We start from the raw sequence: 16,248 nt of genomic DNA, 5'->3' as shown, positions 1-16,248 counted from the left end.
CAGACAGCGCAGCCGTCCAAACCTGATTCTGGGAAGGTGGGCTTGCACCGAACCGACGTTAGACCATTCGCTGCGCCACAACCCGCGTCCGATCTTCATTGGCGCATTATGGAATTGCAATCTCAGTAATGTAAGCAAGGAGCTTCTCATGATCAGAATCAGGACTACCGTGATCACTTTATGTCTTCTAGGTGGCTTGGCCCCGGCAGTATCCGCACAATCCGCCGAGTTTGGACCTCGCGAGGGCGACCGTGAATTTTCCCTATCGGGAACAGGCAGTAACGACCGGGATTTTAACAGCGGAAACTTCGGTGTGACCGGTGATCTGGGCTGGTATCTGCGGAAGGAGGTCGTGGCCGGTATCCGCCAGAGTCTCAATTATGCCGATATTGAAGGCGAGGGCGTCACTGATGATTTCTGGAACGGCTCAACCCGGGGTTACCTTGACTATCAGTTCCTTGACGATCGGGCCCGCCCCTTTGTTGGCGCGAGTTTAGGCGGCATTTATGGTGATGGTGTCAAGGATAGCGCCTTTGCCGGCCTTGAAGCCGGGTTAAAGTACTATGTGCAGACCAAGACTTATTTCCTGGCGCGCGCCGAGTACCAGTTCCTGTTCAGTGACACCGACGATGCCACGGACGCGTTCCAGGATGACGGCATCTGGGCCTATACAGTGGGTCTGGGTTATAACTTCTGAACAAGGTTACAGTGCTGATTCGGTAAGATCGGGGTCGGTGCCGGTGACTAGTTGACGGTCGCTGGCCCGATTTCCATCTACGTTGGACCAAGCCGTTGGTCTGTCACTGGACCACCTTACCGGGTACTTGACTATCTCAAATTTCGGCCAGGTTTTGGCGACATGACCAGTGGATATTGAAACTCGGCCCCGCGTAACACACAATCAGGCTTACCGAAGTAAACAAACGCTCACTTTAATTCCGCTAGAGAGGTAGAACAGGTGACTGAGCTGGTAAGTTATGACTTGAAAGATGGTGTTGCGACGATTGCCATCAGCAATGGCAAGGCCAATGCCCTGAGCCAGGAAGTGTTCGAGGGGCTCAACGCGGCGCTGGATCGGGCCGAGCAGGACAAGGCCGTTGTGATCCTGACCGGGCAGCCAGGCGTGTTCTCTGCCGGATATGATCTGAAAGAAATGCAGAAGGGGCCGAAAGAGGCTGCCGCGCTGGTAAAAACCGGCTCCAGCTTTACCCGGCGTCTGGCCGCATTCCCGTTGCCAATCATTGGTGCCTGTAGCGGCCATGCCATTGCCAAGGGCGCATTCATTCTGCTGTCAGTGGATCACCGCATTGGTATTGAGGGGCCCTTCAAGCTTGGCCTAAACGAAGTGGCAATCGGCATGACCATGCACCATGCCGGGATTGAAATTGCCCGCCATCGGCTGGCGCCGGCTCACTTCTACCGTTCCGTAGTGAACGCCGAAATATACAATCCGGAAGGCGCCGTAGAGGCGGGTTTCCTGGATGAGGTGGTTGCCCAGGACAAGCTGGTTGAGCGGGCCACCGAACTGGCGCTCCATTTCAAAACCCTGAACATGCGCGCCCATCGTGAAACGAAGGTGAAGGCCAAGGCAGACTATCTGGCGCTGCTGGATCGTTGCATCGAGCAGGACGCCGAGCACCTTGGCCTGAACGGCTAGTTCAGGTTTCCGAACTGAACTGCGGTGCTTCACGAAAACGGAACAGTTTGGCCAGGATCACGTCCGGGAACGACTGGATCCGCGTGTTGTAGATCATGGCACTCTCGGCAAAGCTGTTTCGCAGCAGTGAAAGGTAGTTTTCCGTCTCTGCCATGATCGACATGAATTTCTGAATCACCTCATTGTTCTTCAGGTCCGGGTATCCCTCGATCCGGGCCTGAAGCGCATTTGTTACCTTCTTTTCAAACTGCATCAACTTGTCTGCCTGCCCGTTCGAGCTCATTTCGACAGGGTCTGCGCTGCGTAACTGGGCAATGGCCTTCAGCAGTTGCTTTTCATGTGCCAGAGACGCCTTGACGACTTTCTCCAGGTTGGGCCAGAGCTCATGGCGTTGCTGGAGAATGGTGTCGATATTGGCGGCTGCCCGGTCCACGCGGTTTTTCAGGAACACAATGTCGTTGTAGTGCAGTATTCCGGTGTAGATGAGCAAGATGATCGGTACCGTAAGAGTCGACAGAATCAGGTTGTCCGGGCTGAAACCGCCGTCTGCAGCAAACAGTGCGGTGGTGGAGAACAGGAACAGCCCGAGTGTCAGGGCGATGCCCGCGAAACCCCGCGCCCCTCGGTCCAGCACAATGTCTTCCTCTTCATTACCGCTGATCAGGAAGGGTGAGGCTTCGTCATTCTGGATGGTGAGCCGGTCCGGCTGATCGCGATCCAGGCCGGCAAAGCCCAGGCAGTAAACGTTCACGAAGGTATCGAGGAATCGAACGGTGTAACGCCTGTCGCCCTGGCGCTCTGAATGGTACTGAGGATATTCGATCTTCGCACCGTCTGGCTGGACGAGAACCTTTCCCTCGCTGTCTTCCAGCCAGAAAGGCGCTCGTTCTTCCCGATGCTCGATGACTCGCCATTTTTCGTTTTTTCCGGAACCTCGCTTTTCTTCCACCTTGTAGTCGAAGGCCACGCATTTCTCGTTTTTCAGTGGATCCCGAAGGGGAGGGTGGTCTTCATCGACATCCACCATCGCCTTCAGCTCCGAGACGCCAAAACTGAGTCCCCGGGTGCTGCTGGTGGGTACCGCTTCGATCAGACGCTTGAACTTGACGGTGCGGATGGATAGCCACAAAAGCAGCAGGGCCGCAATAATGCTGGCCGCTGCAAGCCCTCGGCTGGTCCAGGCATGCTGGTAACGCCCCTCGGGCTGGCTGGCCACAATGGATCGGGCAATGTTGGCGGTCTGCTCGTCAAGCTCAGGGACTGGCAGGCGATTCTGGACCACGCTCCGGAACATCCAGCGATCCAGCCAGCCACTGGTGCTTTGGCGGATCAATTGCTGTAAAGCAGCGACGTCGGCAAGCACCAGTGAGCGGGCGCTTGTTTCGTCGATTTTTTGATAGCGGGCCTCATACAAGTTGGCGATGGCAGACCATTCCTGCCGGAGTTTGTTGATGCCAAGCACCGAGAGCGTGCCGGACACCGCAATCGTCATTACCAGGACATAGACCCAGAACCGGTGAATTCTGATCAACGGAAGCGAGAGCGCGATACCCAGAGCCAGAAGGCCAGTTGCGATGGAAATGCGGATGGCTGCTTCGAAGAATCGGTCGCCACTGTCCACGGTCAGCGTGTTCCGGGAAACCATGGCCGGCAGGCTGAAGTCCTCGAGGCCATTAAAGGTCACTGCTCCAATTTCGCTGCTGTACTGGCCGATTACCCGCGCAGTGTGTCCGGGAATGAGCGCCCACTCCGAGTAGATTCTGCGGCCGGACTGATTGCGATAGGTTCGCTCCAGGTTCCATTCGAGCGCTTCCAGATCGCTGCCCGGAGCTACAACGACTGAGCCGGTCTGGTCCCTGAGCTGGAAGTCGCCGCCGCGGGCGCCGGAATCCAGGGTGCGGATACGCAGATCACCGTCGGAGTCGCGATATTCCTCCTCAAGTTTGTAGCGATAGTAGACCGCCTCGGTGTTGGAATAGGGCGTTTCGAGAGTTCCCAGCTGATCCGTGACTTCGCCTGCGATCACATAGGGGCCTGTGGTCAAAGCGCCGACGGGCGTTTCAGGTAGGCGTTCCAGTTGCCGTGCTTCGGTGAGCTGGCTGAGCCCGGTCGTCATTGCATAGTAGCTGCCGGCCAGGCAGGCGACTGCGATAATGGCGGTGATAATCCGGCCAGGAATGCTGGCGATATTGAAGCGCCTCATGGCGGGAGAGTCCTTGTTCTGCTGTCTTTCAGAGGCACGAGTATAAAGTATCGGGCTTTTTCATTCCCCCGGCTCCTCCCGAATTGGGATGGAATGCAAGTTGGCAATGATGGGTGGTTCCTATAACGTTAAAGGCTTTCCTTTCAGAATTCAGGAGCGCGTTGTGTCCCAGTCCGAGCAATTTGCCAGCGACAACTACAGCGGTGTGTGCCCGCAGGCCTGGAAAGCCATGGAAGCCGCCAACCGGATGGATGAACCAGCCTACGGCGAGGACAGCTGGACGCAAAAGGCAGCGGATGGTCTGAGGACTCTGTTCGATACCGACTGTGACGTTTACTTCGTGTTCAATGGCACCGCCGCCAACTCTCTGGCCCTGGCCTCGATCGGTCAGTCGTTTCACAGCGTGATCTGCCACGAGCTGGCCCACATTGAAACCGATGAATGCGGCGGCCCGGAGTACGCCTCCAACGGCGCCAAGCTGCTTCTGGGGCAGGGTGAGAACGGCAAGCTGACACCGGAGAGTATCGAGCACCTGGTAACCAAGCGGACCGATATTCACTACCCCAAGCCCAAGGCGCTCAGCCTTACCCAGGCCACAGAGGTCGGGACGGTCTATACACCCGAGGAGCTCAGGGTTATTCGGGCGGTCGCCGATCACCATAAGCTCAATATCCATATGGACGGCGCCCGCTTCGCCAATGCGGTGGCTGCGCTGGATGTACATCCGTCGGAAATTACCTGGAAGGCCGGTGTCGATGTTCTGTGTTTTTCCGGCACCAAGAATGGCCTGGCCCTTGGCGAGGCGGTGGTGTTCTTCAACCGGTCTCTGGCGGAGGACTTCGAGTGGCGGTGTAAGCAGGCGGGCCAGCTGGCCTCCAAGATGCGCTATATTTCGGCACCCTGGTGCGGGCTTTTGGAAGGCGATGTGTGGTTGGAGAATGCCCGCCACGCCAATGCCTGTGCCCAGCGCCTTGCCCGGGGGCTGGAAGGCCTTCCAGGAATCCAGCTACGCTACCCGAGACAGGTGAACGGTGTTTTTGTGGAGATGCCGGAGCCTTTGCAGGCGGCACTGAGGGACAAAGGCTGGCGCTTTTACAACTTTATCGGTGGCAGTGCCCGCTTGATGTGCTCCTGGGCAACGACCGATGAGCAGGTAGACCGCTTCCTGTCGGATGTTCGTGCCCTGGTTAGTTAAGATCTATCGATTCCGGGGCGAAGTCGTGGTATATCAGCAGCCCCAAAACCCCAATTTTTACGGAAACAGAAGACATGCCCAGAGCCAGTGAAATCAAGAAGAATTCCGCCGTTGAGTACGATGGTCGGGTGTATTTTGTGAAGGATATCGAGCGTTCAGTGCCCCAGGGCCGGGCTGGCGGCAGTCTTTACCGCATGCGCATGTACGATGTGGTAACCAACCAGAAGCTGGACGAGACCTTCAAAGATTCGGACATGCTCAACCTGGCCGACCTTACTCGCCGTGAAGCCACCTTTTCCTACGCCGATGGCGATGAGTATGTATTCATGGATACCGAGGATTTCACGCAGTACAGCCTGAACCGCGACGCGATTGCTGACGAGCTGTTGTTCATCTCTGAAGATACCCAGGGTGTGATGGTCATCCTGCTGAAGGATTCTCCGGTTGCACTCGCACTCCCCCCCACCGTTGAGCTTGTAATTGAAGAGACGGATCCGTCTGTCAAAGGCGGCTCGGCGACGGCCAGAACCAAGCCAGCCCGCTTCGCCACGGGACTGGTGGTGCAGGTTCCCGAGCACATCTCAACCGGAGATCGTATTCGCATTAACGTGGAGGAGCGCAAGTTCCTGGGCCGCGCCTGATCTGAAGCCGTTCCGAAGTAAGGAAACCCTGTGAAGCCAATAGAAACAATAAAGGTGCTGGTCGCCAGCGTGATTGCTGTTGTGGTCATGGTGGGAATTGCCCGGTTTTCCTACACGCCGATGATCCCGGAAATGGTCGCGGCACTGGGGCTGAGCAAATCCGTTGTCGGTATGCTGGCAACCGTGAACTACGCAGGCTACCTGACTGGCGCGGTACTCATTACCCGCATCAGCGATCTCGGTCTCAAGGTAAGGCTCTACCAGCTTGGCCTTGTGGTTGCGGTGGTTTCAACGGTTCTCATGGGGTACACCACCAATGTGTGGGTGTGGTCTATTCTGCGTTTTATCTCGGGTCTGAGCACTTCAGCAGGTATGTTGCTGGGTGCCGGTCTTCTCATGAGCTGGTTGATCAAGAACAACCAGAAATCCGAGCTTGGCGTGTTCTTTTCCGGTATCGGGCTCGGGATTGTACTCACCGCTGTGGTGGCGGAGCTGATCAAGGATCCGTTCACCTGGGATCAGCAATGGGTGATCTACGGGCTTGTGGCCCTGGGGCTTCTGTTGCCCGCCTGGCGTTGGATGCCGGACTACCGGGCCTGTGCGTTGCCAAAAACAGGTGCGGTCAAGGCCGGTGATGAGCGAAGCCGGTTCATACGGATCCTGCAATTGGCGTATTTCTGCGCCGGCGTGGGCTATGTGGTCACGGCCACTTTCCTGGTGGCAATTGCTGAATCCATGCCCGAGCTTCAGGGGCAGGGCTGGCTGGTCTGGCTGATTGCAGGCCTGGCTGCAACCCCTGCCTGCTGGTTATGGGATGTGTTCTCTCGCCGCTGGGGGCAGTGGCTGGCGCTCTATCTGGCTTATACCCTGAACTCCGTCAGCATCCTGATGATGATCGTGAACACCAGCTTCGCCAGCGTGATGCTCAGTTCGGTGATTTATGGCGCCAGCTTTATCGGTATCGTCAGCATGATGCTTGCGATGGTGGGGCGGGTTTTCCCCGAGAACCCTTCCCGGCCCATGAGCCGGTTGACTTTCAGCTATGGCATTGCACAGATGATAGCGCCTGCAGTAGTTGGTTATCTCGCCGATGTGGAGGGCAATTACACCAACGGCCTCTGGCTAACGCTGTTGGTGATGGCGTTGGGTGTGGTTATGCTTCATCTCGCAAGGCGGGCACAGCAGCGTCAGGGTGAAGCTGCCGCTGCCAGTTGAATTGCGTCCCCGATCGAAATTCAGTCGAAGAGGAAAGGAAGTCATGCCAGGAAAGCCTTCAAAGCCGGTATCCGCATCGGCGATTGAGAAACATGTGTACAAGGTGTTCCCGAACGACATGAATTCCCACAACACAGTGTTCGGCGGCATGATCATGGCGAAGTGCGACCGGCTGGCTCTGGTGGTTGCGGAGCGCCACTCCGCCCATGTTTGTGTGACGGCTGCCGTGGACTCAATCCATTTCAGGGCGCCGGCGAAGGGTAACGATACGCTGCTATTCAGCCTGTCGCTGAACCGGAGCTGGGGATCGTCCATGGAGATAGGTGCGCGGGTAGAGGCCGAGAACAGTTACACGGGCGACACGCGGCACATTCTCTCGGCCTTTTTCACCTTTGTTGCTCTGGACGAAAATGACCGTCCGGTGGATGTCCCGGAAGTAATACCGGAAACGGACGAGCAGCAGCGCCGGTATGACAATGCCGAGATTCGCCGGGAGGGGCGTCTTAAGACCCGAAAACAACTGGCATCCTCTTCCGGGTCGTCAACTGACTGAGCGGGCGCCTACAGAACCTCTGGTTCTGTCGTGGAATTTGTCTGGATGGCAGTATCCCGCAATCCACCGAACCGCTTGTAAAACTTCTCGCCGGGACCTGGAAGGGGGCCAGAGGCGTTCTCCAGAGTTTCGTCCAGCCACTGCTCAGCCCGCGCGTAGATCTGTCGATACAGGTTCCGACACAGCTGCTTGGCGCTTCGGCCCTCCCAGTCACCGGGTAACAGCTCATCAGGCAGCAGAGGGTCTCGCAGAAGAATTTTCCGGTATTCGTGGATCAGCAGGACCCGGAGAATCAGGCACTCCTCGGGGCTGAGTGTGTCCTCGGTCTGGAGTTCACGCCACAAGGGGCGGAACTGGCTCAGGAAGCGACGGTAGCGGCCGCCCAGCTCGTCCAGGTTCCAGCTTTCGCGAACCTGCAGTCTCAGCGCCCTTGGACTCTTCTGCTCCATGGGCATGGTCTGCATCACGATAGTGTCTTCCAGGGCACCCCATTCCTGAAGCATGGGGATCAACTCGCTACGGGTGAAACGCGGGTGCTCCATCAAGCCTGGCGCCATGCTGCCAAAACTTAGCCACTTCAGTTCCTCCCTGACTTTTTGCCTCAGCTCCGGGGACAGCTGGTTCAGGTACACCAGGCACCAGCTCCCGCTCCATTCCTCAGTGTCCAGGTTGTAGACGTGCTGGAAAGCCTGTTCGAACCGCCGCAGTCCGGGGCCGGTGAGGCTGTAGTAACTGCAACGACCCACCTTCTCGGTCTGCAGCCAGGATTCCTGAACCAGGCGATACACCGAGGTGCGGACCAGTCGCTGACTGATACCCATGGGTTCAACCAGCTTCATCAGGCTGCCCAGCCAGACATTGCCGCCACGGGGAACGATGGCATCACCGTAAATGGTAATGATGAGGGAGCCTGCACGCAGCGGCCGCTTCTTCTGGAAATTCTTGACGAGCAGTTCTAGCTGGCTTTTTGCAGTCATGGCCTGAGTTCGCAAATAAGAATCAATGAAACATGTTGCGCTTATTATCCGGTTCTTACGTGTCAGGTAAAGGCTTGTCTTTCTGTTAGCCATACTGGCGCCTTGCGGCAGTGTCGGCTTTACTGAAAGAGCCGAGACTCGACCTTCTGAAATCGGTTGACACGAGAGTTATGATACAATAACTTCGTTTGATATTCGTCAATGGTATCGAATTTTACCGGGAGCGAAGAATAGGGACTGCAGTAGTCACGGACGATGAAACAAAAACATACTCATGCCCCTGCACAATTCGGGAGAACAAAAACAATGTTTAAAACAGTGATTCGTCGCGCAGGAAAATGCGCAGCCGTTGCAGCCGCCAGTCTCATGATGATGAGCGCCCAGGCAGCTGATCCCATCAAGATCGGGTCGTTCCTGTCTGTCACAGGTCCGGCATCCTTTCTCGGCGATCCCGAGCTGAAGACGCTCGAGATGTACGTCGAAAAAATCAACGAAGAAGGCGGTGTTCTTGGTCGTCAGCTGGAGCTGATTCACTACGACGACGTTGGCAACGCTTCCTCTGCCCGTAACTTTGCCAGTCGCCTGATCCGCTCGGACCAGGTCGATATTATCGTTGGCGGCAGTACTACCGGTGCCACCATGGCGGCCGTTCCTCTGGTTGAGCAGGCTCAGGTTCCGTTCATCTCCCTGGCCGGTGCTGTGGTTATTACCAATCCTGTCAAGAAATGGGTCTTCAAGACGCCCCAGACCGACCGCATGGCGGCTGAGCGGATTCTCGCGGACATGAAAGACCGTGGTATTACCAAGTTTGGTCTGATCTCCGGCACTGGCGGGTTCGGCAGCTCCGGCCGCACCCAGACCCTGGAAGTGGCCGAGCAGATGGGCATGGAAGTGGTCGCCGATGAGACGTACAGCGGATCTGATACAGACATGACCGCCCAGTTGACCAATATCCGTAACACAAATGGTGTGGAAGCGGTCTTGAACTTCGGTTTCGGCCAGGGTCCAGCCATCGTAACGCGCAACTATGCCCAGCTGGGTATGGAGCTTCCGTTCTACCAGTCCCACGGTGTCGCATCTGACAGCTTCCTCGAGCTGGCTGGCTCTTCTGCCGAAGGTCTGCGCCTGCCTGCCTCTCCGCTGCTGGTGCCGGACTCCCTGCCGATCGACGATCCGCAGAAAGAAGTGGTTCAGAACTACAAGGCTGAATACGAAGCTCGTTGGGATTCCAAGGTGTCCACTTTCGGTGCCTACGCTTACGACGGCCTGATGCTGGCAGTCCGCGCTATGGAAGAGGCCGGCTCTACCGATCCGGAAGCCGTTCGTAACGCACTGGAAAACATCAAGGGCTATGTCGGAGTCACCGGTGTGTTCAACATGTCGCCGGAAGATCACAACGGCCTTGATCCCGAATCCTTCCGCATTCTGGAAGTCCAGAACGGCGAATGGAAACTGATCGACTGATACCCCTTTAACCTGTCTCGCGGCTGGCGATGACCCCTTTTCAGGGTAAGTCGCCAGCCGATGTTCGACCGGAACCACCGCTATGCTCGCAGAATTCTTACAGTACCTGTTCACCGGGATTACTATCGGTGCGACTTACGCCCTGATAGCCCTCGGATTTACCCTCATCTATAACGCCAGTCACGTCATCAACTTCGCCCAGGGCGAGTTCCTGATGATTGGAGGCATGGCTACGGTTTCGCTTACGGCCATGGGCGTGCCCATGATCCTGGCGGTCGTGTTGGCCGTGATCCTGGCCGGCATTCTTGGCGTCGCCCTGCAGAGGTTCGCGATTGCACCTGCCAAGCAGGCCGATGTTGTTACCCTGATCATTATCACCATCGGCGCGTCGATCTTTATTCGCGGTATTGCCCAGGTAGTCTGGGGCAAGGAATACCACGTGATGCAGAATTTCAGCACAGACCAGCCCATTCAGGTCTTTGGCGCCGTGCTGAACAGCCAGAGCCTGTGGGTTCTGGGTATCGGTGCGATCCTGGTAGTGGGGCTGGTACTGTTCTTTACCAAGACGCTGATTGGTAAAGCCATTCTGGCCACGTCCATGAACAAGGAGGCGGCGCGCCTTGTTGGTATCCGGACCCAGATGGTGCTCATGCTGGCGTTTATGGTGTCAGCACTGCTGGGATCTGTAGCCGGTATTGTGGTTGCTCCGATCACGTTCACGTCGTACGACATCGGTATCATTCTCGGGCTCAAAGGCTTTGTGGCCGCTGCCATTGGTGGCCTGGGTAGCGGTGTTGGCGCGGTTGTAGGTGGTCTGTCGCTGGGTATCGTTGAAGCCATGGCAGCCGGTTACATCTCATCGGACTATAAGGATGCTGTGGCATTCTCCATGATCCTGCTGGTGCTGTTCTTCATGCCCCGCGGATTGTTTGGTGCCAAGGTAGTGGAGCGCGTCTGATGTTGAATACGTTTATGCAGTCGCGCCTCCGGGGGCTGATGATCCTTGCCCTCATTCTCATTATTCTGCCCGCTTTTCTCGGCAACCCGTTCCACTACGAACTGGTTACCCAGATGGCGATCATTGCCGCTACTGTGGTTGGTCTTAATCTCCTGGTGGGCTTTGCTGGCCAGATCAGTCTTGGCCATGCCGGTTTCTTCGGTCTTGGCGCCTACTTTACCGGCATCGCGACCGGCACTTACGGCTGGTCTTCAGTACCTGCGCTGGTGGTGGGAGCGATCGTTGTAGGCTTTATTGCCTGGATTGTGGGTCGTCCGATACTGCGCTTGAAGGGCCACTATCTGTCCATGGCGACCCTCGCCGTAGGCTTTATTATCGCCATTATCCTGAACAACGAGCGGGCGCTGACAGGCGGGCCGGACGGCATGCCGGTTCCTGCGTTCGAGGTGTTTGGCTGGGAGCTGAGCGCTTTTGGTAGTTATTCACTGTTTGGTATCGAGATCGAAGGCTTCCAGGCCTGGTATATCTTTGCCAGCGTCGTGCTTCTGGTGGCGGTTTGGTTTGCCCTGAACCTTATTGAGTCGCCCATTGGCCGGGCACTGCGTTCGGTGCACGGCTCGGAAGTGGCCGCCAGTGTTGTCGGTGTAAACACCGCGAAATACAAAAGCCTGGTGTTCGTGATCTCGGCGATCTACGCCAGCCTGATGGGCAGCCTGTACGCCCACTTCCAGGGTTTCATTACCCCCGCAGTGGCTAGTTTCGAATTCTCCATTCTTTTCATCACCATGGTCGTACTGGGTGGCATGGGGTCTACCTTCGGTGTGATTCTCGGTGCCGTGGTGCTGAAGTTGTTGCCCCAGGTCCTGGCGGATTTCCAGGAGCTGGAGCACGTCATGTTCGGCCTGATACTGATGCTTACCATGATATTTATGCCCAAGGGCCTGTTGCCCACACTGACCGCGTTTGTGTCCAAAAAGATGCGCAAGAAAGCGGGAGGTGAGGCATGACAGCACTGGTTGAAGTAAAGGGGCTGGATAAAGCCTTTGGTGGTGTCCATGCGGTGGAAGGCGTCAGCTTTTCGGTTGAAGCCGGACAGGTCTATTCTGTTATCGGCCCCAATGGTGCCGGCAAGACAACGCTGTTTAACCTGATCACAGGACTTTATACGCCGACCAAGGGCGAGATTCTGCTGAACGGTGAGAGCACCGCTAAACTGGAGCCGAATGAGCTGGCAGAGCGGGGCATGTGCCGCACGTTCCAGCAGATGCAGATCTGCATGAACATGACCGCCATCGAAAACGTGATGCTGGGTCGGCACCTGCAGCTCAAAAGCAGCCTGTTTACCACCCTGTTCCGGTTGCCGTCCCTTCGTCGCAACGAAGCTGCTGCCCGTAAGCGTGCTGCGGAACTTATGGAATATGTGGGCTGTGGTGACTACCTCGATACGGATGCCTCGGCCATGTCCTATGGCGCATTGAAGCGTCTGGAAATCGCCCGGGCGCTGGCGGCTGAACCCAAGGTTATTCTTCTGGATGAGCCAGCCGCCGGTTTGAACGCGGTTGAAACTGCTGCCCTGGAAGAGCTGATCCGGAAGATTGCTGATCAGGGCACCACGGTAATGCTGGTTGAGCACGACATGAAGCTGGTGATGGGCATATCCGACCGGCTGCTGGTGCTTAACTACGGCCGTGTTCTGGCTGAAGGAACCCCTGAGGAAATTCGCCAGAACCCGGATGTTATCGCCGCCTATCTGGGTGGCTGAGCAAGGAGACATTTCACATGAGCGAGCAAAACACTGAAATGGCGCCTGCCCAGTCACGCAGTGAGCAGGCCGTACGGATTATTGTTCATGAACACCAGGCGCTGTGGCGGATTCTGGATCTGCTGGATCAGCTTCTGAGTGATATGAATCTCAACGATCAGCGGCCGGATGAGCGGCTGCTGACAACTATTTTTGATTACATTCAGCACTTCTCCCAGCGGGTCCATAGCACGCCCACGGACATTGAGCTGTACAAACGGCTCAGTGAGAAGTCCCCCGAAACAGCGCCTCTGCTGGAGAAGCTGGCCAAGGGTTATGTCATCGGTCACGAAAAGTTGGTGGAGTTGCGCCAGTTGTTGGCGGAATGCGAAAAAGGCTGGCCAGAAGGTCGCGAAGAGTTCAGTCATGCTCTGGCGCGTTTCACGGAAGCCTTGCGCAAACATATTCGCAAGGAAGAGGGTGTGGTCATTCCGCGGGCCCGTAAACTGCTGACGGAAGAAGACTGGCAGCAGATCATCGAAGCCCGGGACGTGGAAAATGATCCGTTGTTCGGTGAGCGCGTCCGGGAAGAGTTCCGGGAACTGCGGCACCAGATTGTCAGCTACACCCCAGAGAAATTCGGTGGTCTCGGCCTGAAGCATGCGGACCGGGTTACTGCACCTCATGCTAAAGAAGAGATGCTGTCCATTAAGGGGCTGGTGACGTCTTACGGCCAGATTGAAGTGCTGCATGATGTGGACATCCACATCAACAGTGGTGAGATCGTGTCACTTGTCGGCGCCAATGGTGCCGGCAAGTCCACCTTGCTGATGACTATTTCTGGTTTGCAGCCCACCGACCGTGGTGCCATCACCTTCGAGGGCAAGGATCTGTCCAAGATCAGCGCGGATCAGCGGGTGGCTGATGGCATTGTTCAGGTGCCAGAAGGCCGGCAGGTGTTCAAGGACCTGAGCGTTCACGACAACCTGCTGTTGGGTGCTTATACCCGGGGCAAAACCCCCGAGGTAATGGACGATCTGGAGCGGATGTACACCAAGTTCCCGATCCTGCGTCAGAAGCGTCATAACCTGGCGGGTGAGCTCTCCGGCGGTCAGCAGCAGATGTTGGCCATGGGGCGTGCCCTGATGGCCAAGCCGAGGCTGCTGCTTCTGGACGAGCCCAGTATGGGTCTGGCGCCGTTGATCATCGAAGAGATCTTCAACATCGTTAAAGAGCTCAAGGAAGAGGGCATTACCATCTTCCTGGTAGAGCAGAACGCCTCCCAGGCGCTGGCCCTCGCAGATCGTGGCTATGTGCTGGAGACCGGCAAGGTGGTGATCGAAGGCACCGGCCGTGAACTGCTCAGCAATGAGAAGGTTCGTGAGGCTTACCTGGGCATGTAAACGCCCGGAACTTTCCTTGCACCAATAAAAGGGGGACAGGTCTTGCGACCTGTCCCCCTTTTATTTGCCTGACGCTTTCCCCCTGGGGTCCAAGACAGGGAGAAAGCAGGGAAGCCCGGTGTTACTCGGGCCTCTTGGCAACCAGTGTCAGGATGTCGTAGCTCGCAACCAGCTCGTCGTTCTGGTTGGTCACCTGGACGTCCCATACAACCACACCCTGGGGGTGGCCGTCGGGGGATGTCCGACCCTGATCGATCTTGCGCTTGCACGTCAGCCGTGCGCGGATGGTGTCACCCGGCGCTACCGGTTCAATGAACCGCAGTGTGTCCAGGCCGTAGTTCGCCAGTACCGGACCTTCACCCGGGGAAACGAACAGGCCGGCAGCGGCCGACAGTACAAAGTAACCATGGGCGATGCGCTTGCCGAACTGGGATTCGCGCGCAGCAAGCTCATCGAAATGCATGTAGAAATGATCGCCTGAGAGGCAGCCAAAGTTCACGATGTCTGCTTCGGTCACCGTGCGGCGATGTGTCAGCAGGGACTCGTTGATCTGCAGGTCCTCAAAGTGGCGACGGAACGGATGTACCTCGGTTTCGATAACGTTCGCACCGCGCACATACTCGCGGGTAACCGCTGCCAGCATGGTCGGAGAGCCCTGGATGGCGGTGCGCTGCAGGTAGTGGTGAACCGCACGGATACCGCCCAGTTCCTCACCGCCGCCGGCGCGCCCGGGGCCGCCATGCTTCAGCATGGGCAGGGGCGAGCCGTGACCGGTCGATTCCTTCGCGGCTTCAGCGTCCAGCAGGTGCAGGCGGCCATGGAAAGCGGCCAGCAGTGGCGCGATCCTGCCGGCAATGGCGGGGTCCCGGGTGGTCAGGGTAGTGACCAGGGAGCCGCGGCCTTTTGAACATAGCTCAACGGCATCCTCGATGGTGTCGTAGGGAATCACCGTGGCCACGGGGCCGAACGCCTCAATGTCGTGGGCGCCACAGCCATTTTCCGGGTTCCGGCACAGCAGCAGGTGGGGCTCAATGAAAGCGCCTTTTTCTGTGCCATCGCCAGTGGCCTTGAAGTTGCCTTCGCCACCAACAACCAGCTCACTGGTCTTGAGCAGTTCCTGGATATTGGCTTTCACATCTTCCAGCTGGTCGACGGAAGCCAGGGCGCCCATGCGAACGCCCTCTACCGCAGGATCGCCCACGGTGACCTTGGAAAGCTGCTCTTTCAGCTTGTCGCAGACCGCGTTTACCTGATCTTTCGGCACCAGGATTCGACGAATGGCGGTACATTTCTGACCGGCCTTGGCGGTCATCTCGCGGCGTATTTCCTTCACGAAGATGTCGAATTCTTCGTGCTCCGGGGTGACGTCCGGCGCCAGAATGGCACTGTTCAGTGAATCGGCCTCGGCGTTGAACGGAATCGAACGGTTAATGATGTTCGGATGGTTCTTGAGTTTGCGGGCGGTTGCGGCGGAACCGGTAAAGGTCACTACGTCCTGCTCTTCCAGATGGTCAAACAGGTCGCCGGTGCTGCCGATGATCAGCTGCAGGCTGCCCTCAGGAAGCGCGCCGGATTCCTGCATCAGGCGAACGGCCAGTTCGGTCACGTAGCAGGTTGAGGTGGCCGGCTTCACGATGGACGGCATGCCCGCCAGGAAGGTGGGTGCAAACTTTTCGAGCATGCCCCACACCGGGAAGTTGTAGGCATCAATGTGAACCGCCACACCACCACGGGGCACCAGGATATGGGTGCCTGCAAAGTGGTTGTTCTTGCCCAGTGGTGTTACCGGTCCTTCGTGAACAACATTGCCGGAGGGCAGTTCGCGCCGGCCCATGCTCGCGTAGGAGAACAGGGTGCCGAAGCCGCCATCAATATCAATGCCGTTATCGCCCTTGGTGGAACCGGTATGCATCGACAGGGCGTAAAGTTCTTTCTTGTGTTCCTGGAGGTACAGGGCCATGGCCTTCAGGGCCAGGGCACGCTCCTGGAAATCCATCGCCATCAGATTTTTGCCGCCAACCTTGCGGCCATACTCAACAGCGTTCTTGAAATCGAGGGTGTCGTCGTGGGTGTGAGCAACGATCTCGCCATTCACCGCACTGGGCAAAGCCTTGGCAGGCTTTTCACCGACCCATTGGCCGGCAATGAAACTTTTCAGGACTGACATGGGGAACTCCATTCGTTTCTGAAACGCGAAGGCAAGCCCCGTTGCTGCGGGACTTGCCTTGCTCTTGTCTTGTT

General features: G+C 57.1%; 14 protein-coding genes and 1 pseudogene. 12 read left to right on the top strand and 3 right to left on the bottom strand.

Annotated features, from left to right (window positions below):
• The first annotated feature begins 148 nt into the window (after positions 1–148).
• Positions 149–697, top strand: coding sequence for an outer membrane beta-barrel protein (locus ACO06L_RS08185; RefSeq protein WP_202347794.1), 549 nt, complete (start codon positions 149–151; stop codon positions 695–697).
• Positions 698–958: 261 nt separating this feature from the next.
• Entirely contained in the window at positions 959–1,657 is a 699-nt protein-coding gene (locus ACO06L_RS08180; RefSeq protein WP_202347793.1) for a crotonase/enoyl-CoA hydratase family protein, read from the top strand.
• Between the two features lies 1 nt (position 1,658).
• Here the strand turns inward: ACO06L_RS08180 and ACO06L_RS08175 are convergent, their stop codons facing one another.
• On the bottom strand, positions 1,659–3,860 hold the full coding sequence (locus tag ACO06L_RS08175) for a LemA family protein (RefSeq protein ID WP_202347792.1): 2,202 nt from the start codon (positions 3,858–3,860) through the stop codon (positions 1,659–1,661).
• Positions 3,861–3,969: 109 nt separating this feature from the next.
• On the opposite strand from ACO06L_RS08175, the gene ACO06L_RS08170 reads away from it, so the two are divergent.
• The 4 genes from ACO06L_RS08170 (at position 3,970) to ACO06L_RS08155 (ending at position 7,464) form a co-directional block, all read left to right on the top strand.
• Entirely contained in the window at positions 3,970–5,055 is a 1,086-nt protein-coding gene (locus tag ACO06L_RS08170) for a threonine aldolase family protein (RefSeq protein WP_227716012.1), read from the top strand.
• Between the two features lie 74 nt (positions 5,056–5,129).
• Positions 5,130–5,696, top strand: a complete 567-nt coding sequence (gene yeiP / locus ACO06L_RS08165) for an elongation factor P-like protein YeiP (protein ID WP_092033827.1) — start codon at positions 5,130–5,132, stop codon at positions 5,694–5,696.
• Between the two features lie 30 nt (positions 5,697–5,726).
• Complete coding sequence (locus ACO06L_RS08160; protein WP_202347790.1) at positions 5,727–6,911, top strand: YbfB/YjiJ family MFS transporter; 1,185 nt, start codon at positions 5,727–5,729, stop codon at positions 6,909–6,911.
• 43 nt (positions 6,912–6,954) lie between these two features.
• Positions 6,955–7,464 carry an acyl-CoA thioesterase gene (locus tag ACO06L_RS08155; protein ID WP_202347789.1) on the top strand — a complete coding sequence of 170 codons (510 nt, stop codon included), beginning with the start codon at positions 6,955–6,957 and terminating at the stop codon, positions 7,462–7,464.
• Positions 7,465–7,472: 8 nt separating this feature from the next.
• Here the strand turns inward: ACO06L_RS08155 and paaX are convergent, their stop codons facing one another.
• A complete protein-coding gene (gene paaX / locus ACO06L_RS08150) occupies positions 7,473–8,441 on the bottom strand; it encodes a phenylacetic acid degradation operon negative regulatory protein PaaX (protein ID WP_064228283.1) in 969 nt (322 codons plus the stop codon).
• A 306-nt stretch (positions 8,442–8,747) separates the two neighbouring features.
• On the opposite strand from paaX, the gene ACO06L_RS08145 reads away from it, so the two are divergent.
• The 6 genes and pseudogenes from ACO06L_RS08145 to ACO06L_RS08120 all read left to right on the top strand — a co-directional run bounded on the left by ACO06L_RS08145 (position 8,748) and on the right by ACO06L_RS08120 (position 14,007).
• Positions 8,748–9,905, top strand: a complete 1,158-nt coding sequence (locus ACO06L_RS08145) for an ABC transporter substrate-binding protein (protein ID WP_202347788.1) — start codon at positions 8,748–8,750, stop codon at positions 9,903–9,905.
• 82 nt (positions 9,906–9,987) lie between these two features.
• Positions 9,988–10,863, top strand: coding sequence for a branched-chain amino acid ABC transporter permease (locus tag ACO06L_RS08140; protein WP_064228176.1), 876 nt, complete (start codon positions 9,988–9,990; stop codon positions 10,861–10,863).
• Positions 10,863–11,870 carry a branched-chain amino acid ABC transporter permease gene (locus tag ACO06L_RS08135; protein WP_202347787.1) on the top strand — a complete coding sequence of 336 codons (1,008 nt, stop codon included), beginning with the start codon at positions 10,863–10,865 and terminating at the stop codon, positions 11,868–11,870. Before ACO06L_RS08140 ends, ACO06L_RS08135 begins: the two co-directional genes overlap by 1 nt.
• On the top strand, positions 11,867–12,625 hold the full coding sequence (locus ACO06L_RS08130) for an ABC transporter ATP-binding protein (protein WP_064228178.1): 759 nt from the start codon (positions 11,867–11,869) through the stop codon (positions 12,623–12,625). Before ACO06L_RS08135 ends, ACO06L_RS08130 begins: the two co-directional genes overlap by 4 nt.
• Before the next feature lie 17 nt (positions 12,626–12,642).
• A pseudogene (locus ACO06L_RS08125) lies at positions 12,643–13,092 on the top strand (hemerythrin domain-containing protein); the annotation flags it as partial.
• 210 nt (positions 13,093–13,302) lie between these two features.
• Positions 13,303–14,007 (top strand): ABC transporter ATP-binding protein, encoded by a 705-nt coding sequence (locus ACO06L_RS08120; protein ID WP_064228284.1) that lies wholly within the window; start codon positions 13,303–13,305, stop codon positions 14,005–14,007.
• A 121-nt stretch (positions 14,008–14,128) separates the two neighbouring features.
• Here the strand turns inward: ACO06L_RS08120 and paaZ are convergent, their stop codons facing one another.
• Entirely contained in the window at positions 14,129–16,174 is a 2,046-nt protein-coding gene (gene paaZ / locus ACO06L_RS08115; protein ID WP_202347786.1) for a phenylacetic acid degradation bifunctional protein PaaZ, read from the bottom strand.
• Positions 16,175–16,248: the final 74 nt, after the last annotated feature.

Source organism: Marinobacter sp. (genome assembly GCF_965229985.1).
In the GTDB taxonomy this organism is placed as follows: Bacteria; Pseudomonadota; Gammaproteobacteria; order Pseudomonadales; family Oleiphilaceae; genus Marinobacter.
The sequence above is the reverse complement of the archived record's forward strand: the minus strand, read 5'-3'. Positions and strand labels throughout refer to the sequence as shown.